Origin of the sequence: Psychrobacter sp. ASPA161_9 (assembly GCF_051970275.1) — a bacterium.
Classification (GTDB): Bacteria; Pseudomonadota; Gammaproteobacteria; order Pseudomonadales; family Moraxellaceae; genus Psychrobacter.
Window position 1 is genome coordinate 1 of the sequence record NZ_JBEFNI010000014.1, and the last position, 24891, is coordinate 24891.

The following is a 24891-nucleotide window of genomic DNA, read 5'->3' on the forward strand; positions in this document are numbered from 1 at the left end:
TAGCTGACAAGGGTTTTTGTTTTGCGAATAATTGCTGAATTTCAAATAACAGACGTAAATAAGCGCTTAGCTCGTAGAATATAGCTGCAAAAAGGCATTTAACGCTTACCTGCTACCAAACCATAAACCCAGCTACCAATTTTATAGAATCCTACGAGCATAAGAATAAGTACTACCGCTGCCAACACGTAAGCCAACCAATTGGGCATACTACTCAACCAGCCAATCGTAAATGCCAAACCCATATAAGTCTCCACTGGCCAATTCACAATAGAGGTTGGTGAGCCAGCATTGAACATGGCCATAAATGCCACTAACCCAAGTACAGCAGTAATAATCCCAGCACGTTTGCGGTTATTCATCTCTTTTCTCTTCTAAATTCGATCGAATTACTTATTCACTAGTTAATCTTCTAATTTTTATAGTCTTTACAGTAACAAGGCGCTGTATTAAAACGTCAAGGCACTGTCGAAGCGTCATCAAGGCATTGTCAAGCCACCATCAACAGCGATCGATTGTCCTGTGATAGCCGCACTCAAATCAGACGCCATTAGCAGCACTGAATTGGCAAAGTCAGCCACTGAGGTCGCTTGACGCAATGGTGTGGTCGTAGCGATATAATCAAATACCTCTTCAGTCGTTAAGCTGCTCGCGTCAGTAGTTTTTAGCAGTCCACCTGCCAGCAGATTAACTCGAATACCATACTGTCCTAGCTCCGCAGCCAAGTTACGCGTCAGCCCAATCAAGGCCGATTTAGCAGTCGTATAGTCGTAATAAGTGACTACCGGATTGTAAACGAGGTTGGTTGAGATATTGATGATCTTGCCCATCTGCTGCGCTTTCATTTGTGGTAATACCGCTTGCACTGTATTAACTGCGCCCTTGACGATGCCATCTATTTGCTGAGAAAAATGCGCCCATTTGACAGTTTCAATACTGGTGTAATCAGCACTGGGATTAAACTGGTAACTTGGCAAGGCATTATTGACCAATACATCAATGCGACCATAACAAGCAATGACCTCATCCGCCATCGCTTTTACTTGCTCAAGTTCAGTGACATCAGCTTGATAAGCAAATGCTTGCCCACCAGCCGCTATAATGTCGGCAACTATTCGCTTGGCATGGTTATTGCTATTGAGGTAGTTGACGCAAACCAAGGCACCTGCTGCCGCCATTTGCTGAGCAATCTGTGCGCCAAGGCCACGACTGGCACCAGTGACAATAACGACTTTGTCGGTGAGAAGTGCTGGAATAGCCGTATTGGTCTGACTCATCGTATTTATCCTTTATATAATTTTATCGAAACATACAGTTTTATAAAGACTTTAATTTAAGTATTAGACGATATAAAGCAGTAAATTGCGCCAATCATAGCATGATTGCTCATAAACATTGCACAGGTCAACACTTGTAATAATTTAGTCAGCTTTCAAGTCATTCAAGCAATAGGCCTTTGAATGACATTGTGCAGTATCATGACGTTTTGTTTTCGACATCATAAACGTTACGAGCACTAATTGGTTACTGTACATTTATTATTCATTTATTTATTTTAGGAGAGATATCTTGTCTCGCGTATCATTGTCCCGCCTAGCCTCAAAAACGACCCCTAGTACAGCCATACGAATGTTCCCAAAAGCGCTATTGTTTGCTGTTGTTGGGCTTATGCTTACCAGTTGCAGCAACAGGGCTGACGAAAATGTCCTCAATTTGTATAATTGGGATGAGTATATGCCGCAAGAAGTTATTGATGGCTTTGAAAAAGAGACTGGTATTACCGTTAATTACACCACCTTTGATACTAATAAACAGATGTATGAAAGCTTGAAAGCATCTGATGAATCCAACCAATATGATCTTGCTATTCCATCAAGCTACTTTGTCGATAAGATGGCGAAGGAAGGTCTATTACAGGAGCTAGATAAGTCTAAATTAAGCAATTTCAAAAACCTTGACACTTCGTTTACTAATACCAAGGTTGACCCTGGTAATAAATACTCTGTTCCTTACGTTTGGGGTAGTACTGGTCTCGTTATCGATGGTACTACGATGGATCATGCAACTGTTAATAGCTGGGATAATTTATGGAAACCTGACTATAAAGGTCAAGTAATGCTTATGGATGATATGCGTGATGTGTTTGGCATGTCGTTACTAACGCTAGGTTATTCTGTCAATAGCAGCAACCCTGATGAGATTAAGGCGGCTTATGATAAGCTCGTTACTTTAATGCCAAATGTCGAAGGCTTTAACTCTGATGAGCCTTTGGTCGAATATCTTGCAGGTGAAGCCAACCTTGGTATGACTTGGAACGGCGAGGCAGTCACTGCCAATGATGAAGGTATGAGTGGTATAGTTTTTAAGTATCCAACTGAAGGTGCCATCTTATGGATGGACAATTTAGTTATCCCTAAAAACGCTAAAAATGCAGACGCCGCGCATCAATTCATTAACTACTTGCTACTGCCCAAGAACGCTAAAATCATCAGTGAAGAAGTTGGTTATGCTGCGCCAAATACCGAGGCACGTAAAATAATGTCGTATGAAGTGAGAAATCATCCCACTATCTACCCTTCCAAAGAAGTAATCGCTCAAGGCGAGTTCCTAGCAGATGTAGGTGAAAAAGCGATAAAAATCTATGAGCAATATTGGGATAAGCTAAGAGCTGGCTCTTAATATACGACTCAATGATTTAAAATTATTTATCAAAATAAAAAACGCTAACAGGCAACCGTTGGCGTTTTTTATTATTTATCATAAATTCAAAACTACGCTATTAAAACTAAAGCCTAGCAGATTCGAGCTGCTACCCTTTAAATTATGGCTTCGAATGACCATAACGATATAATTACTGCTAATAAATAGCGGTCAATTATCTAACATGCATCGGTTTTTACTTTTTTGTCTACTTAGGAGAGCTATCTTGTCTCATTTATCATCGTCACGCCTATCCTCAAAAGTTCCTACTCGCGCTGGCAGTCGAGTCGGTCGTGTCATACCCAAAGCATTGTTGGCCGCAGCTGTCGGCTTGGTACTTGCTAGCTGTAGCAACTCTGACAATGCTGCGACTGATGGTACGGCTACCAGTAACGAAACCCTTAATTTGTATAACTGGTCAGAGTATATGCCGCAAGAGATTCTTGATGGCTTTGAGGAAGAGACAGGAATCTCGGTCAACTACACGACCTTTGATTCTAATGAAGCGATGTATGCCAAGCTTAAACTGCTTGACGACTCTAGCCAATATGATCTTGCTATTCCATCAACCTATTATGTTGAAAAAATGGCTAAAGAGGGATTATTGCAAGAGCTAGATAAATCAAAACTGAGCAATTTTAAGAATCTTGATACTTCATTTACCAACACTAAGGTCGATCCTGAGAACAAATACTCTATCCCTTATATGTGGGGCAGCACTGGTCTTGCTATTAATGGTGATACTGTTGACCCTGCGACCGTCAATAGCTGGAATGATCTATGGAGTCCTAACTATAAAGGTCAGGTGATGCTGACCAACGATGTGCGTGAAGTATTTGGCATGGCGTTACTGACACTTGGCTACTCAGGCAACAGTCGCAATCCTGATGAGATTAAAGCTGCTTATGATAAGCTCACCACCTTAATGCCTAACGTCAAAACCTTTAATTCAGATGCGACGCGCATGCCCTATATCGAAGGCGAAACTGCACTCGGTATGACATGGAATGGTGAAGCCGTCATGGCCAATGATGAAGGTCTGACCAGCTTGGTTTATAAATACCCATCTGAGGGCGCGATATTATGGATGGACAACTTCGTCATCCCAAAAAACGCCAAGCAAGTAGACGCTGCGCATAAATTCATTGATTATTTGCTACGTCCTGAAAACGCTAAAATCGTTAGTGAAGAGATTGGTTATGCGTCACCAAATATGGCGGCACGCGATCTTATGTCGGATGAAGTGAGAAACAACCCAACTATTTACCCAAGTAAAGAAGTGCTAGCAAAAGCAGAATTCCAAGAAGATGTGGGTGATGATGCGCTACAGGTTTATCAGCAGTATTGGGATATGCTCAAAACTGGCCGTTAATAGAAAGACAAAAACTCTGCTTTATAGAACTATCTATAATAACTAAAGCTTCTAAACGGTAGCATCTAACGGTTAAACACAAATAAAAACGCTGACTTTAAATGGTCAGCGTTTTTTTATAAATGTAAATCAGTCTCGCCGCCTTTATCCTCAATACGGCGTTGTTCTCGGCGCTGGTAACGAAGGCCGGAGGCAGCGAACCATTGCGGCTTAGTCGTCTGTAATAAATCACTGAGCCGTTGTAATTGCACTTGTAGAGTTTGAGTTAACCAAAAATAGCCTTGCCACTCAAACCCTAAGTTTTGCACACTTGGATAATCTGATACAGCGATTCGAGTGATAGGCCGAAACACCTCATCACTTGGGCTACGAAGCACTGCTGCCATATGCTGCATGGCTTGGGTCAATTCATGTTGATAGTGTATTAAGAGTATATGATTTTCATCATCAATCTCAATATTAGCCAAACGCGGCGCCGCACTTAATAATAAATCAATCGTCCCTATAATATTACGATGCGTACGTTGAATGGTTTCTAAGGTCTCTTTTTCAATTCCCGATTCACTTGCTGTAGCAGCGATATGTGGACGAACCGCTAACAGACGCTTATTGATTTTTTGTAGCGCTTTTACCAAGGCCTTATTAACTGGGGTATCAGGGACAGAGCTACTGGTAGGATAAATAAGACTTGCTGAGCTGGTACCTTTAGTGTATTTAAACGGTTTAGGAACCAGAACGTCAGCATCAATATGATTACCGACCCCAGCATAGAGATTGCTACAGGTTTCAAGGTTAGTTGCCAGCAAAAAGCGCCACATCAAAGTAGACTTGAGAGGTAAAACTAAGGTAGCCGCTACTGCTACACCAGCGCCAAGTAGAATATTAAACGCGCGGTACATACCGTCTTGGCTGACATTGCTCTGCTCAGGGCTTGAAACAATCATTAGCATAGTGATACCGGTCAATAGACCGATATAACCCAATTGTTTGACCGCTACATAACCGATAAGACCGCTGATGATGCCGATAAGTAGATAGTATATCCACATCCACGTACCAATATCTTGACTCAGCCATAAAAAACCAAGTCCGACACCTACCCCAAGTAATGTACCCAGTATTCGTTCTTTAGCCTTAGTATAAATTGCACCTTGATATTGCAATAAACCTAAGATCACAAATACCGTAATGGTCGTCCACTCCCCATGGGGTAAGTTGGTAAGCTCGTTCAATAGGAATGCAATGACAACAGCCGTGCCCAAACGTATCGCATGCAAAACATCGGCATGTTGATAACGCGCATAAGGCTCAATCAGCGGGGCAGTAAATCGTTGCCAAAAAGTCGGTTTCACTCGGAATTTCTCTTTTTGTATAGTAAAAAATGTTAAGAAAAAACAATAGCAGTCGTTGAATAACAAGCCATTAGACACGTAGCCATTAACTGACTACCAAAAAATAACGCCTCTCATCTATTAAAAGACAAAAGACGTTAAAGGTCAAAGCATGCTAGCAAAAAATACGAAAAACTTACCTATGCGCTAGCTCTTAGCTGTTTATAGTGTTTTTAAATTTATAGCATATGTTAAACACTATACTTCTAGGAAATCCAATATTCCCTCAGCCGCTTCACGACCTTCCCAAATAGCAGTTACAACCAAATCAGAGCCACGTACCATGTCACCGCCAGCAAATATCTTAGGATTGTTCGTTTGGAACTTAAAGGTCTGCTCTTCCGCTGCTAACACACGGCCGGAGCTGTCCATAGCGACTTGCTGCGTCTCAAACCAGTCGGCAGGGCTAGGACGAAAACCAAAGGCCATAATGACCGCATCACAAGGGATAATTTCTTCAGAGTTAGGAATTGGCTCAGGACGACGACGACCACGGTTATCTGGCGCACCTAAATGGGTAGTGACGACTTTTACCGCGTTGACCTTACCATTTAAGCCGATGATTTCGGTCGGTTGGCGATTAAACAAAAACTCAACCCCTTCCTCGCGTGCATTAACGACTTCACGACGTGAGCCGGGCATATTCTCTTCATCGCGGCGATAAGCACAGACCACCTTCTCTGCACCTTGGCGGATACTGGTACGGTTACAGTCCATAGCTGTATCACCACCGCCCAATATTACGACTTTTTTGCCTTTCAGATCGATGTATTCTTCTGGATCTTTTTCCCAGTCGTTACAGCGATTAACGTTCGCAATGAGGTAATCTAGTGCGTCATGAACACCTTCCAGCTCTTCGCCAGCGAAGCCGCCGCGCATATAGGTGTATGTACCCATACCCATAAACACCGCATCATATTCGCTTAACAGCTCATCGATACTAACGTCAGTACCGATTTCCGTTTCAAGGCGGAATTCAATTCCCATGCCTTCAAAGATGACACGGCGATTGCGCATGACGTCTTTTTCCATCTTAAACTCTGGAATACCAAAGGTCAGTAGACCACCAATCTCAGGACGTTTATCAAACACCACAGGTCTCACACCATTTCTAACTAAGATATCTGCACAACCGAGACCTGCTGGCCCTGCACCAATAATGGCGACTTTTTTGTCTGTCCAGACCACATCTGACATATCTGGACGCCAGCCAAGCGCAAAAGCGGTATCGTTAATATATTTTTCGACATTACCAATGGTCACGGCGCCAAAGCCATCATTCAGCGTACAAGCACCTTCACACAAGCGGTCTTGTGGACAGACGCGACCACAGACTTCAGGCAGGGTATTGGTACGGTGACATAATTCTGCCGCCTGAAAGATCTGGCCTTCGGTCGCCAGCTTAAGCCAATTAGGAATATAATTGTGTACCGGGCATTTCCATTCGCAGTATGGGTTGCCACATTCAAGACAACGGTGCGATTGCTGAGCAACCGATTCAATTTCAAACGGTTTATAAATTTCGACAAACTCCGTTGAGCGCGTCGCAATGTCTTTTTTGACCGGCTCAAGCCGCGGTACGTCCAAAAACTGGAAACTATTATCTAAGCGTTTTGCCATAATGAATTTCTCTTTTATATTAGGCTCTTTTATAGTAGGTAGTGACAGTTAATGTTGTGCAGCCTAAATGAGGCAAATAGGCACATCGTTACTGTCACTTACCTGCTTAAAACATTCGAGCAGTGAACTTTAAGGTCTCAACCTTATAATTATTTGAAACCTTGACTGGACGATATACACAAAATTATTGTGGATCAGCCGTCGTAGTTTTTAGCAAAGTTGCAACGTTCGCCGCTTTAGGCTTAACCAAATAAAACTTACGAACATAATGCTCAAAGTCAGCCAATATCGTCTGACCCCATGCGCTACCTGTTTTATCTACATGAGCTTCAATTACTTGATGCAAATGGATACGATGTTCCTCAGTTTGCTCACTTGAGATACGATTCAAATCAATCAGCTCATGGTTACAGCGATCAAAGAAGTCGCCTTCCATATCAAGCACATAAGCAAAGCCGCCCGTCATACCTGCACCGAAGTTAAGGCCGGTACGTCCAAGGACTGTAATAATACCACCTGTCATATACTCACAGCAGTGATCGCCTGTGCCTTCAATGACAGCATGGGCGCCAGAGTTACGTACACCGAAGCGCTCGCCTGCTGTACCTGCCGCATATAGCTTACCGCCTGTTGCGCCATAGAGACAGGTATTACCGATAATAGCAGTATCGTGCGCGGTAAAGCTTGAACCTTTTGGTGGATAAATCACAATCTCACCGCCTGCCATGCCTTTGCCGACATAGTCGTTGGCATCGCCTTCAAGCTCAATGTGCAGGCCGCCAGCATTCCAAACGCCTAAGCTTTGACCCGCGGTACCCGTTAGATGCAGCTTAATAGGCATGTCGCTCATACCAAGATTGCCCCATACTTGCGCAATCTCACCTGAGATACGCGCGCCAATAGAGCGATCACAGTTACCGACATAGTAGCTATAGTCACCGCCATTGCCTTTACGGATATTGAGCAGCATATCACTGATCATCTGCTCAGCAAGTAAGCCTTTGTCAAATGGCTCATTACGCTCAACCTGACAGGTTTGAGCTTTGCCGCTACTGGCAGGATGACTAAATAGTAATGGCGTTAAGTCAAGATGACGCTGCTTATCCGTATTGCCTTCTAGCACTTCAAGCAAGTCAGTACGTCCGACCAGCTCTTCCATACTGCGTACACCAAGCGCGGCTAACCACTCACGTGTTTCAGTCGCCACAAACTTGAAGAAGTTAATGAGCATCTCAGCTTCACCAATGAAGTGCTTATCGCGTAGCTCAGCTTTTTGAGTTGCAACGCCAGTAGGACAGTTATTCAGATGACAGATACGCAAGTATTTACAACCCACGGCAATCATTGGCGTAGTACCAAAACCGAAGCTTTCTGCGCCAAGGATAGCGGCTTTTACTACGTCAAGACCTGTTTTGAGACCACCATCAGTTTGGATACGTACCTTATCGCGCAGACCATTAACTCTTAGCGACTGATGAGTCTCTGCTAGACCTAGCTCCCATGGCGAGCCAGCATGATGGATAGATGACAACGGCGAAGCTGCGGTACCGCCATCATAGCCTGAGATGGTAATCAAATCGGCGTAGGCTTTTGCCACACCCGTAGCGATAGTACCTACCCCTGGACGCGACACTAATTTAACCGATACCAAAGCATCAGGATTGACTTGTTTTAAATCAAAGATTAGCTGGGCCAAATCTTCGATAGAATAAATATCATGATGCGGTGGCGGTGAAATCAAAGTCACCCCCGGTACGGAATAACGTAAGCGTGCAATCAAAGCATTGACCTTGCCACCCGGCAGCTGACCACCCTCGCCCGGTTTAGCACCCTGAGCAACTTTAATCTGCATGACTTCTGCTGAACGTAAATACGCAGGTGTAACCCCGAAACGACCAGATGCAATTTGTTTGATTTTGGAGTTGCGCAAAGTGCCATAACGTACTGGATCTTCACCGCCCTCACCAGAGTTTGAACGCCCGCCAATGGTATTCATTGCCATAGCAATTGACTCATGCGCCTCAGGTGATAGCGCTCCTAATGACATACCAGCAGAATCAAAGCGCGTTAAAACCTTTGCAGTATCTTCAACCTCGTTGATATCAATACTATTATCCGTTTTAAGCTGTAATAAATCACGCAAGGTAGCGACCGGACGACTATTGACCAAATCAGCATACTGACGATAATTGTCATAATCACCAGTACGAACTGCGGTATGCAAGCTGTTGATCACATCGGGATTAAAGGCATGATATTCTTTATTAAAGACAAACTTGAGCAAACCACCTTGATCAAGTGGCGCACGGCGCTTAAAGGCATTTGCAGCTAACTGTGCTTGGTCAGCAGCCAAATCTGCAAAAGTTGCTCCTTTAATACGGCTTTGCACGCCTTTAAAGCATAAACTCACGACCTCTTCAGAGAGACCGACAGCTTCAAATAACTGCGCCCCGCGATAAGAGACAATGGTAGAGATACCCATTTTTGATAAGATTTTCAGCAGGCCCTTATCTAAGCCTTTACGGAAATTAACCCGCGCTTGAATTGGATCACCAAGCAGCTCACCAGTCGCGACCAAATCATCAATAACATCATAAGCTAAGTATGGATAGATGCAGGTCGCGCCAAAGCCAATCAATACCGCCACTTGATGCGAATCACGTGCCAGACCGGTCTCAACAATTAAGTTAGCATCAGTACGAATACCTTGCGCAATGAGATAATGATGTACCGCACCAGTCACCATAATGGCATTAGCAGGTACTTTATCCGCATCAATGTCTTTATCAGATAATACAATCAAAGTGTTACCAGCACGAATAGCGCTCGCCACTTGCTCACAGATAGCGATGATGGCATCAGACAGCTCTAGAGTGCGCTCATAGTTTAAGTCAATGCGTACCATTTGAAACGCAGGGTCATTCAAGGTTTCAAGCTGCTGCATCTTACTGGCTGACAATACTGGCGACGATAAAATAATACGATGCGCGTCTCTCGCTGATGGTGCAAACACATTGGTTTGGGCACCGAGACAAGTTTGGAGCGACATCACGATAGACTCACGCAGCGGGTCAATCGGTGGATTGGTTACCTGTGCGAACTGCTGACGGAAGAAGTCACCAACATGGCGAATTTGCTGCGATAATACCGCCATTGGCGTATCATCACCCATCGAACCGACTGGCTCTTGAGCATTTTCGGCATTGGGGCGAATGATTTCAGTACGCTCTTCATTAGTAATGTGATACATTTTTTGCAGTGCTTTTAACTTATCACCGCGGCATGCTTGCGCTGCTAGCTCTTCTTCTAAACGCTCATCATCACGAATGCGTTTCGCTTCTTCACGTAACCATTTACGATAGGGATGAGCTTTTTTGAGTAAGGTGGCAATGGCCTTAGTATCCAAAACCTGACCAGTCAAAGTATCAATGACCAGCATTTGACCCGGGCCGACACGACCTTTTGCCAGCACATCTTTAGGATCATAATCCCAAACGCCAATCTCAGAAGCAACGGTGATATAGCCGTTCTTAGTCGTCACCCAGCGTGACGGACGCAGACCATTACGATCAAGCATACAGACCGCATAACGTCCATCTTGAATCACCAGACCTGCCGGCCCATCCCACGCTTCCATATGCTGCGAGTAAAATTCATAAAACGCGCGCAAGTCCATATCCATGCTATCGACATTTTGCCAAGCTGGCGGCACCAAAATCGACATCGCATGGAACAGATTCATACCACCTGACATGAGCACTTCAAGCATATTGTCTAAGCTTGATGAGTCAGAACCAGTACTGTTGACCAGTGGTGTCAATTCATTCAAATTGGGCAGTTTGTCTGATTTTAACTTTGGCGTACGTGCTTCAGACCAGTTACGATTACCAGTAATCGTATTGAGCTCACCATTATGAGCAAGATAGCGAAATGGCTGTGCCAACGGCCAGCGTGGTAACGTATTGGTTGAAAAGCGCTGATGAAATACCACAATATGCGAAGCTAACCGCTCATCTTGTAAATCTAAAAAGAAAGCTGGCAGATCTGACGGCATCACCAGACCTTTATAAATAATAGTTTGGCAACTTAATGAACATACATAAAACAGCTCATCATCGATTAAGCGTTGCTCTGCTTTTTTACGAGCGACAAACAATTTGCGGTTAAAATCGTCTGCAGCTAGATCTTCGGTTGCATTGACAAAAACTTGCTTGAAATCTGGCAGCGTCTCCCGACCAATCTCACCCACAATGCTTAAATCAAGCGGAACATCGCGCCAGCCAGCAACTTCTAAGCCTTGCGCAGTAATTTCATCACTGAGAACTTGCTGGCTATGTTGGGCTTTGTCATTATCTACATTAACGAATACCATACCTACTGCAAAGTTATCGGTGATAGCAAACCCTTGCTCTTCAGCAATACTTTTAAAAAATGTCGTTGGTGTGGCAAGTAATAGACCACAACCGTCGCCAGTTCTGCCGTCAGCAGCAACACCGCCGCGATGGGTCATGCAGCTTAAGCTATGAATAGCGGTTTTTACTAAATTATGGCTGGCTTGTCCCTCAATGTGAGCAATCAAACCAAAACCACAGTTATCAGAGAAGTCATCTGGCGTGGCCAAATGCGTATGGGAGGAAATCATTGACATGGCTAGTCCTTTTAAGTGAACGGGCAGCGTATATATCTAATGCAGATCATAAACTGAATACCGTAGGCAAAACGGGCTGATGATAAATGTTCATCCGAACAAATAAATGATGCGATCGACAATAGGTTCTAACGCTTTGAAAGGGATGAAAATGCTCATCACTTTCTCATTTATTTGAGAGCAGATTACTAATAACTAGTTGTTAAGCGTTGATAGTGGCAAGATAAGAGCGTCAATAAGATGCTAACTGTTAAAGGGTTAGCACGTTGTTCTTTGCTTGGCAGCTATTAATAACTTTTAATTACAAGCATCAATATGATGCATATATCGATTGACAACTGGCTGGCTGAGCACCTAATAACACGGTGTTCAATTGAGTTTGAATATCAGACGCTCTATATTCAAGCGCCTTAACAACCCTAGGAAGGAGGATAATAAGAGAAGTTGTACCACTTATAATAATCTTAATACAAATGGTCAGTCACTGCGCTTGAAGCAACGGCATTATCATAAAGGCTTGTAGCAAAAGCATTAAGCAAATACCAAACAAAAAATAGCTATTTACGATAACTGTACAGAGCGTCGCCCACATTCATATTAGTTAATGATTATAGAAAAATCTAGTCTTTTTTATTAATTCATTTAATTATGGTCTTAAGAGTCATTTCAAACTTTTAGTATTAGAACACGTAACAAATAGTATTAAAACGCTCATAAAATACTACTGAGTATATTATTTATCAGCTATGAACTTTATATTCCTGCCATAGTTGTTTATAAATATAAACGTTTAAGTTTTAGAAAAAAATAGCTTGCTCATTTGTACTGGGTATTGAGCCGTTAATTGAAAAGGCACAAAAAAGCCTGCTAGACATCGCATCTTGCAGGCTTACTTGATAGCAAATCGTAATAGGTAGCTGATAGCCCTCTAAAGAGCTAGTCAGTTTTTTCTTCTATTAGCTCTTTAGAGGGCTATCGTTATTGTTTTTAGTTGCCCCAGCGTTGGCGTTCTTGGCGGCGCCAGCATTAGGGTTTTTGTTGCTTGAACTTGGATTAGCATTACTCTTTTCAGCATTGTTTGCCGCACCTGGTTGTTTTGGCGTAGGAACAACCGGTAAGTTTTTAGACTCCGATTCAGCTTTACGCGCGTTGTCTTCTTTTTTGGCTGTAGATGATGGAATAGTGACGCCATCTTCAGTAATCACGGTGCGCTCTTCATTAACTGCTAAGGTTGCAGAAGTATCCTCTGATTGACGAATACTTTCGACATTGCTGCTATCATTGCTGGCTTGACTGTTACCACTCCTAGCTTCATTGCTATTGGCTAAGGTTTCTGCTGTTTCGCGAACTGGTACTTCGCGCTTAGTTGGCTGCAATTTAACCGATCGTGAACGTCTAGTGCTTAAATCTTTAATCGGTCCAGGCCGCTCATAGTTATCGATAATACCGACATAACGGCTGATTTCTTCTGGCAATACACGTACGTCAGCTGGTAATCCAAAATCTATCAGTTTCGCCGCTCCTACCGCCTCTTGTGGACTACTCATTATCCCGTAAGTCAGCATATAGCGCAGTTGATTATTGTCATCACGATAACGAAAGTACGAGAATTTTTTGCGATCATCACGACCTTCTAAATAGCTGGCAATCACTTCATTTTCTGCAACGTTCATTACCTGTACAGTCCACTTGCCTTTATTAGCTAGCAAGTAACGCTTATCTTTAAACTCATCAGGATAGTTGCGCAAATCACGAATGGTATCTTCAAAATTAATGGGCTGTACATCATTATCTAGCTCATGCAAGGCTGCAACAGATAAAGGCTGCTTGAGCTCAGTACTTAATACTTCTGGCGCTGATATTGGCGCGTTTTCAATTTTGGCACCAATTGCTGGAGTCTGACTAAACATCCAAAGCAGCGCCGTTAAAACCCCAAGAAGTAAAGTCATCATCAGCCAAATCAAAGCTTGACGGCGATATGACCTGCTTTCTGGGCGAGTCGTTGAGCTCGATGTGGCCATGGGTGTTTCCTTGGAAAAATAGGGTTAAGCATGCTAATAAAAGTCTGATCAAAAATACCGTTGCCGGTAAAACAAGCTTAGAATAAGTTAATTGCATTAGCATTAATATGGGATACATGTGCTAAATAAGAACATGCCTACTTTAATACTGAACTACCTATACTCTATCTTTATATTGCGACAGTACGTCTGTAAGTAGCTGCGTGTCAAAATCATCTGTTAGCACGGCTTGTCCTATTGATTTTAACAAAATTAGACGGATTTGTCCGCGTTTCACTTTTTTGTCGTGACCCATCAGCTTCAAAGCAGTATCAACTCCGATTGGTGGCGGATTAATGGGTAGGTTGGCAAGTAACAGTACGCGCTTAATGCGAGCTAAGTCATCGCTACTTAGCCACCCCATCATTTGTGATAGCTCAGCGGCTTGTACCATGCCAGCAGCGACAGCTTCACCATGCAGCCAGTTGCCATAACCTTCATGAGTTTCAATCACATGACCAAAAGTATGACCGAAGTTGAGCAGCGCCCGCACACCAGCCTCTCTCTCATCTTGTGCAACAACAGCCGCTTTATACTCACAGCAACGCTTCACAGCTTCGCCAAGTACAGCCAAATCCAGCTCCATCATGGTGGGTAGGTTATGTTCAAGCCAGCTCAAAAACTCTGCATCCATGATTAAAGCATACTTAATCACCTCCGCAAGTCCTGCTGACAACTCACGTGCAGGTAAAGTTCGCAAAGTGCTCATATCAGCCAGTACCATCTGCGGCTGCCAAAAAGCACCAATCATGTTTTTACCCTGCAGATGGTTTATACCAGTTTTGCCGCCAACGCTTGAGTCTACTTGTGACAGCAAGGTGGTCGGAATTTGGATAAAATTCACCCCGCGCATAAAGCTTGCGGCTGCAAAACCAGTCATATCACCGATGACCCCACCACCAAGCGCAACTAAAGTTACATCACGATTAAAATGTTGGGCCATTAAGGTGTTGTAAATTTGATTAATACTGTCTTGGTTTTTGTATTGCTCGCCATCAGGGAGTATGCAAACTGCAACGGTAAATAATTCTGCTAATTGCTTTTGAAGCGGCTGCAAATATAAAGGGGCAACAGTATCATTCGTCACGATTAATACTTGCTGACCAGTAATATAAGGCGCAATGCTGGCCGCCATATTACACTGCTCAGTAATAACGATTGGGTAATCATGGCTTTGGGTATGAACCGTCAAGCCATCGTTGAATAGTGGCATTGCCATAAAAACTCCTATGTTTAATATGTCTATTTGCTGCTCATCGGAAGGTTTTATAAGAACCTATTAATCTATAAGTGGTTTGGACGTGGAAGCTGCTTCTGCTTCTGCTTTTATTGTCATGTCAGTTACCGTCTGATCTGCTGCTAATACTAACTCTAATTCTGTAACTACAGGCACACAAAGAGATTCAAGCTGTTGTAATAGTTGATTGACCATATGACGAGGATAGGTGTGACCAGTAGGCAAGACAATATGTGCCACTTGTCGATACAATGGATCGCGTGCGCTATATAAATCTTGCAATATTTTTCTGGGATTGGGCTGCTGTAATAATGGGCGCGACTTGTCTTTAGCAGTACGTGCCATTTGTACATCTACTGGTGCGTTCAGATAAACCACAATGCCGCGCTGATGCAAAAACTTCCGATTATCAGCATGCATAACTGCGCCGCCGCCAGTCGCAAGGACAATGTCCGTACGTTGAGTCAGCTCGTCTATTGCTCGTGTTTCACGCGCGCGAAACCCCGCCTCACCTTCTTTAGCAAATATCCAAGCAATATCAGCGCCTGTTTGTGATTCGATATACCAGTCACTGTCCACAAACTCTCGTCCCAACTGCTTAGCAAGCAATCGGCCAATGGTGGTCTTCCCCGCTCCCATCGGCCCAACTAGAAATACCGATGGCAATTCCTCCAACATAGCACTCACTCAGATAAATTAACTATCATACAACGTCATCGATATTCTGGCTAGTAACGAGCTGTGATTATTGTCAGTAAAATTAGCTCTTATTAAATTCTAGGCCATAAAAAAGCAAGCACTTAGGCTTGCTTTTTTTATAGCTTACTAGCTGTCAGCAAAATTATATTAATCTAAACGGCTAATACCGTCATTAATTAGTTTTGGTGTAACAAAGATAAGCAGCTCTTCTTTTGCGTTACTACGTACGTCTTTACGGAAAGCACGACCAATATAAGGCAGATCGCCTAAGAACGGGACTTTATCTACCCCATTAGAGATACGATTTTTAAAGACGCCACCAAGTACAATCGTTTGTCCATCTTCTACAATGACGTTAGTGGAGATAGAATCCTCAGCAATAGCGACTTGATTGTTAATGATTGTCGGTGTTCCGTTAGTAATCACCAATTGCAAACCAATCTTGCCATCAGGCGTAATATTTGGGGTTGCTTCTAAGCTTAGCGCTGCCTCTTTGAAGCTAGTAGACGTGGCTCCACTAGCAGACGCTTCTTGATAAGGGATTTGCGTACCAGATGAAACTTTGGCTGTTTGTTTATCTGCTGTCAAAATCTTAGGGGTAGAAATAACTTCACCACGGTTGTCTGCTTGCAGTGCTGATAGTTCTAGATCTAACATGACATCTGACATAGCTAGTAGACCAAATGCAATACTTCCCGCAGGGTTGGCTACGCCTAAATCGACGTTAAGATTGTCAGGACGACTGATGTCGTATTTAGGATATGATACGGTTTGACCATTAACAGTCGTCGTTTCTACATCAAAATCTTTAAGATCCCACAAGGTTTGATTACTACCACCGACTAGCAAGTTACGGTTGTTAGCTGCACCATTAGATAAGATGCCCCAACGTACACCGATCTCTTTACTAAAGCTGTCAGAAGCACTAACGATTCGCGCCTCAATCATAACTTGGCGTACTGGAATATCAATTTTGCTAATGAGTCTGTGAATATTTTCAATGCTATCAGCCACATCTTTGACAATCAGTGTGTTAGTACGCTCATCAATCGTCACTGTACCGCGGTTAGACAATAAGCTATTGCTATCTTCTACGCGACTATTGCTTGAGCTACCGCCAGATGGACCGCTACCTTGAGAAATAAGGTTAAATACATCTTGTGCTTTAGCGTAGCTTAAGCGTATATATTCAGTACGTAATGGCGCGTAGGCTTCAACGGCTTGCTGAGCTTCAAGCTCCTGTGCTTCTTGAGCTGCCAGTTCAGTAGAAGGTGCAATCAATATAACATTGCCATTCTCACGCTTATCTAAATTTTTACTTTTTAAAATAATATCAAGGGCTTGATCCCATGGTACATTGATTAAGCGGAGCGTGATATTGCCACTAACCGAGTCACTAGCAACGATATTCATATCAGTAAATTGCGCTAGGATATCAAGTACACTACGAATCTCAACATCTTGAAACTCCATAGATAGTGCTTCACCACTATAAACTTTTTCTTCTAGTGTTGGCTCACGCAATAGCTCAGGCTTACTAATACTGATATTGAGCTGATTGCCCGATTGATAAGCTTGATACTCATAGTCCCCAGTCATATTGATGGTAATAACACCACTTTGACCTTGGTTTTTGGTATCAACGCTATCTACAAGCCCACTGTTAATATTTAAGCGACGCAATAAGTTTCTAGGTACGGTACTGCCAGTCATACGTACCACTAATTTATTGCCTTGGCGCTGCACATCAACCGGAATGGCTTCATTGGCAAGTGCAATACTAACATTACCGCCACCATTACTGCCTGCAGCAAAATTCAGTGCACTTAGACCATCATAACTATATTGTTTACTTACTTGTGCGGAGGCCAGCCTAGGATCTAGTAACGGGTTAACACGTACCACCATAGTATCAGCAGGCGCTTGTACTTTAATGACTTCTGAGCCTGTAATAACAGGAGTAATTCCGGCACTACTGGTTTCAACAATAGGTGTCACAATCGCTGTCGTGGTAACAGGGACAGTAGTGATGACTGGGCTATTTTTGACTACTGTACGATTTGGATCAGTAATAGTGAGTAATAAGTCACTACCATCCACAGCAGTAGTATAATCACCGCTTTGTTTTAAGCCTACGATCAAACGCGTCGTACTATCGTTGCTTAACGTAGTGACATCATTGACCATACCAATATTATAATTGTTAAATCGGCTAGCAAGACCATTTTGTACTTGTTCGAAATCCAAAACCAAACGACTAGGATTATCAAGCTGATAAGCAGCAGGCAGTACTGGCGCACCGTTAAATCCTAGACGTAGCTGGGTTACGGCAGGTGCGGTCTGTACCACAGAGACATTGTTGATGCGCTGCTCTGCATAAGCGGTGCTACTAATGGCGACCATACTGATTGCCAACGCAGATATTGCAAAGGTAGAAGACATACGGTTACTCATTGCCATTACCTTGTTATTGCGTACTGTCATTACTTATTCCTCAAAAAACCTGCCAACTTAATTTATAGGAGAGACCAGCGACTGGGGTCTTTCAATAAACCCTGCGCGGCTATCTGGCACAATTTCAATCAAATTAATCTGGGTCGGCGTGATTTCAACAATACGGCCGTCGTTTAGTCCAAGATAATCACCTACTTTAACGCTAGCAACCGAACCATCTGGACGCTGTACCAATGCATACTGTTGACCTTCAGGAGATATTATCATCCCGCGAAAGGTAAGCTGTGCAATCTCATACTGCTCAAGCGGTTCTTTGGTTCGAGTAATATCAGGACGCACACCATCTGTAGGTATGTTTGGACCCTGTACATTCATAAGGCTTGGCGGTAGGAATGGGCTGCGTATTAGACTGGCACTGTATACAAAATCTTCTACTAACTCCGCTTTTGGCGGTGGCTCAATGGGCTGCGAGGGTGAGTTACGAATCTCGCTCATCGCTTGTCCCGCCATACCAATACGATCAGTACAGCCAGTCAACCATAAAGTTGCAATACTTAGGGCAAAAAGGGCCGATAATTTTTTAACATTCATGTTAGTTAGCCCCCGCAGTAGCATCAGTTGCTGGTGTCGTCACTTCATCTTCAGCGGCTACTTCTTTTGAGCGGTAAGTTTTGGTTTGTAGCACTAAATTCAGCTCCGGTATAGCATCTAATGTAGGCTGCGGATTGCTGACTTCAAAATCATGCATCGTGATGATGCGTGGCAGCGCGGCAAGACCACTGATAAAGCTACCAAACTGATGGTACTCACCAAGAGCGGCAATACGAATCGGCTGCTCAATGAAAAACTCATTTTCAATCTCAGGCTCTACCGAAATATCTTGGAAACGGATGTTGCTACCAACACCAGTCATATTAATGCCCTCTACTAACTCTGATACCCGAGTATCTTTAGGTAGCTGGTCAAGTAAGGTATTAAATTCAGTTTCCATCTGGTTAACTTGAGTTTTATAGGCTTCTAAATGGCGTGCCCGTGACTCTTTTTCGCGGTAGCTATCTAGTAACGTTTGCTGTTCACTTTCAGCGGCTGTAATTTCATCGATTTTACTACTGATTGGCATTGCCCAAGATAAAGCGGCAATAAACGCAATAATAAAACCTAATACTGTTACCTTTACGGGGAATGGCCAACTGCCATAGTTTTCTGTATCTAAAGACTCAAAACTACGACGAAAATCGTTAAAATTAAACTGCTTCTTGCTGCGTCCTGCTGTTTTTTTAGTCTTAATTAGCGTTTTTCTACGGATAAGTTTCACAACTCACCTCCAGACTCAGCGCCTTCATCAGGGTTGGTGCTTTCTGACCGAACTTGCGTTGTGATAACGAACTGCACATAGCTGTCTTCAGGATAGATAGGACGTGGCTGCTTACCAGTAGTGACGGTCTCATTAAGTGCAGGAGCAGGCTGATAGGCAGTAATGTTTTGCTGAATATTGCGCACAGCAGAATTATCCATCCATTTACTGCTATCTAAATTACGGATCAAGCTTGATACTACATTTGGGTTATCTGCAAGACCAGTTAGAGTAAGCAGGTCGCCTTCACGCTTTAAATTATTTAAGTAGAGTGCAGACGGTATGGCCTTCGCTATGTCATCCCATAAACGAACGGGAATCGGACGTCGTCCTTGTAAGTCTTGAATAACTTGCATGCGCGAAATAATATCTTCTCGGCGCTGCTCCAAACTATCAATTTCGGTCAACACAGTATCCAAACGCACATTTTCTTGCTCAATCAAAGCATTTGCGTCGCGTTGTTCGTCAAGCTCGTTATTAAAATAGCTCCAAGTTGCAAAGGCAGATAATAGTGCCAGCAAGGTAACCGCGACTACTAAGGTGATAAATTCTTTATTACTACGTTCGCGTTCTTCTTGCCGCCATGGCAATAGGTTGATACGAGCCATTAGTCAAAGCTCCTTAACGCAAGGCCACAGGCAGCTAGCAAGCTTGGGACATCAGTTTCCAATTGCTCATTATCTATATAAGGATCTATAGTCATATTGATAAAAGGGTTAGCTACAGTGACAGGTACACCAAGCTTTTGCTGTACCATACTGGATAAGCCTGGAATAGAACTACTGCCGCCAGCAAGTACGACATGATCAATACTATTGTATTGACTCGAAGAAAAATAAAATTGCAAAGAGCGTGTAATTTGTTGGATAGTGCTTTCTATAAAAGGTGTTAGAATTTCTGGATAATAATCATCAGGTAGCGCACGTTCACGTTTATTAACTGTGGCCTCTTCGAACGACAGGCCATAGCGATTTTGAATGGCTTCTGTCAGTTGTAACCCACCAAATAGTTGTTCACGGCTATAAACAAACTCACCATTTTTGGCAATGTATAAAGTAGTCTGATTGTGTCCGATATCAACCAGCGCAACCAATTCTGGCATATTAGGTAGGTTATCAGCCATCAAACCAAACGCCCGCTCTATTGCATGCGACTCGATATCCATGATTTTGGTTTTTAGACCGCCAAAGGTAAGCGCATCGACGCGCTGATCGACGTTTTCTGAACGTGAGGCGGCCAGCAGAACTTGAACTAGATTTTCATCAACTAGCGAGGGGCCAAGCACTTCAAAGTCTAGATTGACTTCTTCTAATGGATAGGGAATATATTGATCTGCATCTAAGCGTATCTGGGCTTCACGTTCGACGTCGCTTAGCACCCTATCCATGTCAATAATCTTAGTAATGACTGCTGAGCCTGAAACAGCGGTAGCGCCATCACTGCCTGCGACCTGACAGCGTCTTGCTAAGCGAATAATAGCATCACCAACTGCTTCAGTATCTACAATAAGCTTGTCAACGACTGTACCTGGTAGCAGTCCTTCGATTCCATATGACTTAAGATGAAATATTCCTTGCTGACGCTGTATATTAACCAGCTTTACGGAGGTGGCGCAGATATCTACCCCGACCAAATGTCGACCTTTAGAAGAAAGTAGCCTCACAGACGCTTTGCCTTATATAGATTTACGTTCTGATAGTTATCAGTAATAATTTAACACAATACTTTACTTAATAGACATATTCAAGCATTTAAAGACTCTGTTCAGATAAATTACACTTTTAGCATGACCTGTCTGTTTTGTTCACTGTATAATAAGGTATTTGTTGCAAATTTTAATTGATAAGCCTGATTATGACCAAAAAAAACGCTACTGCTCACCTCGTTCACTTTTTGGTGGGAATTGTTATTGCCTGTCTAGCACTTGCCGTTATCCTTGCATTAACTGTGCCAATTGGCTTCTACGGTATGGCTATGTATTTGTCACCAACATTGCCCAGTATCCAAGAAATCAAAACAGCCAGTCTTGAGATGCCATTGCAAATATATAGCAGCGATGACAAGCTTATTGGTCAATACGGTAATCGTTTATCGCTACCAGTTACCTTTGAAGAAATCCCTAAAGATTTGACCAATGCGTTTTTGGCGGCAGAAGACTCATCATTTTTTCAACATAGTGGTATTAGTATTAAAGGTCTTGGTCGCGCTGTTACCGAGGCAGTCACTGATGACGAAGGTCAAACAGGTGGCTCTACCATTACTATGCAAGTCGCTAAAAACTATTTCTTAAGCCCTGAACGTACTTTAAACAGAAAGTTAACTGAACTGTTTTTGGCTCGTAAGATGGAAGATGAGCTTAGCAAAAACGATATTTTGACCTTATATGTCAATAAAATTTATCTAGGCGAAGGCGCGTACGGTATCCGTGCAGCTGCCAAAAAATACTATAGCAAATCTCTAGAAAACCTAACTATTGCCGAAATGGCAATGCTTGCTGGCTTACCAAAAGCCCCATCAAAATATAACCCTGTAGCCAATCCTGAACGTGCACTCACTCGTCGCAATTGGATTGTTGGTCGCATGCACGAGCTTGGTTACATTGATAAGACCCAGCATGATGAAGCAGTCAACGCGCCAATTGGTTTAAAACTCTACCAAGAAAAGCTTGACGTTAATATGCCGTATTTGGCAGAAATGACTCGTTATGCGCTGGTCAATCGCTACGGTGAACAAGTTGTCAATGGCGGTTGGCGAGTACGTCTCACTGTCGATAGTGAAGCCCAAAAATCTGCTGAAGCAGCCGTGCTAAAAGGGCTAATAGCTTACGATCATCGTCATGGCTGGCGCGGAGCAGAAGCGAATGATGAACCTTTAGAAGACTTTCGACGCTACGGTGGCATGTATCCAGCTAAGGTCACCAAAGTTAATTCACGTAGCTTTGAAGCAACGATGCCCTCTGGTGAAAATGTTACCGTTAACTGGTCGGGTATGAGCTGGGCGCGTAAGTATTTTTCAGCAGATCGGATTGGTTACTATCCAAGTAATGCCACACAGATTGTTAGTAAGAACGACATTATTCGCTTACTACCGACCAACAATGGCGGTTGGAAGCTGGCACAAATACCAGAGGTACAAGGTAGCCTAGTTTCATTGAACCCTGATACAGGCGCTGTTAACGCTCTAGTTGGAGGCTTCGATTTTAATCACAGTAAATTCAACCGTGCATTACAGGGCTGGCGTCAACCAGGTTCAACGATTAAGCCATTGGTTTATACTGCTGCTCTAGAAAAAGGCTATCGCCCAGATAGTATTGTTTCAGATCGTCCAATCCAAGTAGGCGAATGGAAACCTAAGAACTCTGATGAACGCTTTTTAGGTGACATTACTTTACGTCGCGGTTTATATCTATCACGTAACTTGGTATCTATTCGTTTACTACAAGCTATTGGCATCTCAGATGCGCGCAACTTATTAGATCAGTTTGGACTTGATAAAGAAAAGCTTCCAACAACTTTGTCATTGGCGCTAGGTGCAGGACAAGCAACACCTTTACAAATGGCCACTGCTTATGCAAGCTTTGCTAACGGTGGGCATCGTATTCAACCTTATTTTATTGAACAAATTTATAATTATGACAATAAGTTATTGTTCCAAGCAAATCCGCAACAAGCTTGCGCATTATGTTTCAATGAACAAGTTGAAAGTCTCAACGAGAAACGGGTTGAAGATTATAATAAATTACTCGAAGATAAAAATGCAGTTATTGATCCTAACGATGAATCGGTAACTACTGAAGATTTAGAGAAGGACGAAAGTGTAGAAGCAGATAACGATGCTATCAATCTAAATGTATATGATGCTAGTCCAGAAGCAGATCGCTTAAAACCACCTGCTGTACAGTACTTGCAGGCTAGCCAAGCACCACGTATTTTGAAGCCACGAGTTGCTTATGAGATGGCTGATATCTTACGTGATGTCGTACAGCGTGGTACAGCAGTGCGTGCAAAAGCCTTAGGTCGTAACGATATTGGCGGTAAAACTGGTACAACCAATGAAGCTAAAGATGCTTGGTTTGCAGGTTTCCATCCAACTAGTGCTACTGTCGTTTGGATGGGTTTTGATCAGCCATCAACATTGGGGCGTCGTGAGTATGGAGGAGTAGCAGCGCTGCCCGTATGGATGGATTTTATGAGAGCGCAACTAAAAAATAAACCTCATCAATGGGTGTCAGTCAACAACCGTGCCAAATCTAAAAAACAGCAGCAGCGTATATTGGAGATGACTGATGCTGGCGTGATCAATACTGATGAAGAAAATGTGTACACTAGTAGTGCTGCTAAACCAGTAAAACCCAAAACTCAGCAGCGTAAAGCTCCGGAACCTGACCCTATTGAAGCTGAAGAAAGCCGCAACAGTAATACTGGTAATAAGAGTACGATTTCACCTCCGAAACGCACCAACGATAGCGTTCCTCAAAACCCGCTTTCGGTGACTCCAGCTGAGCGTATGCCGCCAATGCCAGAATAAACAAACAACTCTTCTAATCGTTATTTGTAATATAAAAAAGCTTGCTCAATGATATTTGAGCAAGCTTTTTTACGATATAAAGTTTCTATATGACCTGCCCTACTTGATAATTTTTGCTAATTCAACATGTTTTCTTAAGAGTTCAATATTTATATTACTCTTTAGAACTCTATCATACCTGCGCGTAATTGCTCGATAAGCTCTAAAAACTGCTGACGCCATTCACGTATAGTTGCTTCATCAGGTAACCACTGATTCGACAAGGTCACAACGTTAACTATAAGATCAGGTGAGGCAGCATCGCTTGGTGTTTGATCTACGATAGTATCTGGTGGGACGGCGTATAGACAACGCTGATAGGCACGTTCTATATTTGCCAAAAACCCTTGCTGCTGCAATTGTTGCAGACGCTGTATCTCTGGCGACACTTGAGTACGCTCACTAAGTGCTTGTTCAATACTCTCTAAAGTTGGCCTCTTCATATCCAAACTATAAAATTGTGCAAGCTCTTGCATAAATGCTAAAAAAGTACCGTACAGATGAAATATAGCTGTTTCACAATGTGCTTGATATAGCTGTTTATCACTACTACTACCCGCTGCTTGACAGGCTAGACGACAAAAATACAGCTTTTGATTGGTTCTATCAGCTTGATATTTGGCAACGCGACCTTTACCCGCCATGCGCTTATCCTTGTATGATATTAATAAAATAGACGCGACTGATATAGACGCATTGGTTAGTGTACTATCTTAGGAGTTAATATAACTATTGTTTTTTTAGTTTTTTAAGCCCATAAAAAAGCCAGCAACATGGCTGGCTTTTTTAT

16 protein-coding genes and 1 pseudogene are annotated in these 24891 nt (G+C 43.0%); 3 read left to right on the forward strand and 14 right to left on the reverse strand.

Going from position 1 to position 24891, the window contains the following annotated elements:
- Positions 1-98 precede the first annotated feature (98 nt).
- Both ACTQ9S_RS13320 and ACTQ9S_RS13325 read right to left on the reverse strand, forming a co-directional pair.
- A complete protein-coding gene (locus tag ACTQ9S_RS13320; protein ID WP_068329472.1) occupies positions 99-362 on the reverse strand; it encodes a hypothetical protein in 264 nt (87 codons plus the stop codon).
- 117 nt (positions 363-479) lie between these two features.
- Positions 480-1277: a 3-oxoacyl-ACP reductase gene (locus ACTQ9S_RS13325; protein WP_440455215.1), complete on the reverse strand. Its 798-nt coding sequence runs from the start codon at positions 1275-1277 to the stop codon at positions 480-482.
- A 292-nt stretch (positions 1278-1569) separates the two neighbouring features.
- Between ACTQ9S_RS13325 and ACTQ9S_RS13330 the strand changes: the two genes are divergently transcribed.
- A complete protein-coding gene (locus tag ACTQ9S_RS13330) occupies positions 1570-2679 on the forward strand; it encodes an ABC transporter substrate-binding protein (RefSeq protein WP_440455216.1) in 1110 nt (369 codons plus the stop codon).
- Positions 2680-2926: 247 nt separating this feature from the next.
- On the forward strand, positions 2927-4072 hold the full coding sequence (locus tag ACTQ9S_RS13335) for an ABC transporter substrate-binding protein (RefSeq protein ID WP_440455217.1): 1146 nt from the start codon (positions 2927-2929) through the stop codon (positions 4070-4072).
- 116 nt (positions 4073-4188) lie between these two features.
- Here the strand turns inward: ACTQ9S_RS13335 and ACTQ9S_RS13340 are convergent, their stop codons facing one another.
- The 11 genes and pseudogenes from ACTQ9S_RS13340 to ACTQ9S_RS13390 all read right to left on the reverse strand — a co-directional run bounded on the left by ACTQ9S_RS13340 (position 4189) and on the right by ACTQ9S_RS13390 (position 21198).
- Positions 4189-5424 (reverse strand): FUSC family protein, encoded by a 1236-nt coding sequence (locus ACTQ9S_RS13340; protein ID WP_440455218.1) that lies wholly within the window; start codon positions 5422-5424, stop codon positions 4189-4191.
- 237 nt (positions 5425-5661) lie between these two features.
- The gene (locus tag ACTQ9S_RS13345) at positions 5662-7083 is read right to left on the reverse strand and encodes an FAD-dependent oxidoreductase (RefSeq protein WP_068037928.1); all 1422 of its coding nucleotides are present in this window, start codon (positions 7081-7083) and stop codon (positions 5662-5664) included.
- 184 nt (positions 7084-7267) lie between these two features.
- Positions 7268-11731: a glutamate synthase large subunit gene (gltB, locus tag ACTQ9S_RS13350; protein WP_440455219.1), complete on the reverse strand. Its 4464-nt coding sequence runs from the start codon at positions 11729-11731 to the stop codon at positions 7268-7270.
- Positions 11732-12687: 956 nt separating this feature from the next.
- Positions 12688-13752 (reverse strand): hypothetical protein, encoded by a 1065-nt coding sequence (locus ACTQ9S_RS13355; RefSeq protein ID WP_440455220.1) that lies wholly within the window; start codon positions 13750-13752, stop codon positions 12688-12690.
- 157 nt (positions 13753-13909) lie between these two features.
- A complete protein-coding gene (gene aroB / locus ACTQ9S_RS13360; RefSeq protein ID WP_440455221.1) occupies positions 13910-15010 on the reverse strand; it encodes a 3-dehydroquinate synthase in 1101 nt (366 codons plus the stop codon).
- Positions 15011-15160: 150 nt separating this feature from the next.
- Positions 15161-15706: pseudogene (gene aroK, locus ACTQ9S_RS13365) on the reverse strand (shikimate kinase AroK); the annotation flags it as partial.
- A 168-nt stretch (positions 15707-15874) separates the two neighbouring features.
- A complete protein-coding gene (pilQ, locus tag ACTQ9S_RS13370; protein WP_068037938.1) occupies positions 15875-18211 on the reverse strand; it encodes a type IV pilus secretin PilQ in 2337 nt (778 codons plus the stop codon).
- A 27-nt stretch (positions 18212-18238) separates the two neighbouring features.
- Positions 18239-18772: a pilus assembly protein PilP gene (locus tag ACTQ9S_RS13375; protein WP_149038765.1), complete on the reverse strand. Its 534-nt coding sequence runs from the start codon at positions 18770-18772 to the stop codon at positions 18239-18241.
- A gap of 1 nt (position 18773) precedes the next feature.
- Positions 18774-19496 (reverse strand): type 4a pilus biogenesis protein PilO, encoded by a 723-nt coding sequence (locus ACTQ9S_RS13380; RefSeq protein ID WP_068329486.1) that lies wholly within the window; start codon positions 19494-19496, stop codon positions 18774-18776.
- Positions 19493-20143 carry a PilN domain-containing protein gene (locus ACTQ9S_RS13385; protein ID WP_068329489.1) on the reverse strand — a complete coding sequence of 217 codons (651 nt, stop codon included), beginning with the start codon at positions 20141-20143 and terminating at the stop codon, positions 19493-19495. Before ACTQ9S_RS13385 ends, ACTQ9S_RS13380 begins: the two co-directional genes overlap by 4 nt.
- The gene (locus tag ACTQ9S_RS13390; RefSeq protein WP_440455222.1) at positions 20143-21198 is read right to left on the reverse strand and encodes a pilus assembly protein PilM; all 1056 of its coding nucleotides are present in this window, start codon (positions 21196-21198) and stop codon (positions 20143-20145) included. The genes ACTQ9S_RS13385 and ACTQ9S_RS13390 overlap by 1 nt, the downstream gene beginning before the upstream one ends.
- Before the next feature lie 191 nt (positions 21199-21389).
- Between ACTQ9S_RS13390 and ACTQ9S_RS13395 the strand changes: the two genes are divergently transcribed.
- Complete coding sequence (locus tag ACTQ9S_RS13395) at positions 21390-24062, forward strand: penicillin-binding protein 1A (protein ID WP_440455223.1); 2673 nt, start codon at positions 21390-21392, stop codon at positions 24060-24062.
- A 161-nt stretch (positions 24063-24223) separates the two neighbouring features.
- Here ACTQ9S_RS13395 and ACTQ9S_RS13400 read toward each other — a convergent pair whose 3' ends face one another.
- On the reverse strand, positions 24224-24745 hold the full coding sequence (locus ACTQ9S_RS13400; protein WP_440455224.1) for a DUF6586 family protein: 522 nt from the start codon (positions 24743-24745) through the stop codon (positions 24224-24226).
- Positions 24746-24891 lie beyond the last annotated feature (146 nt).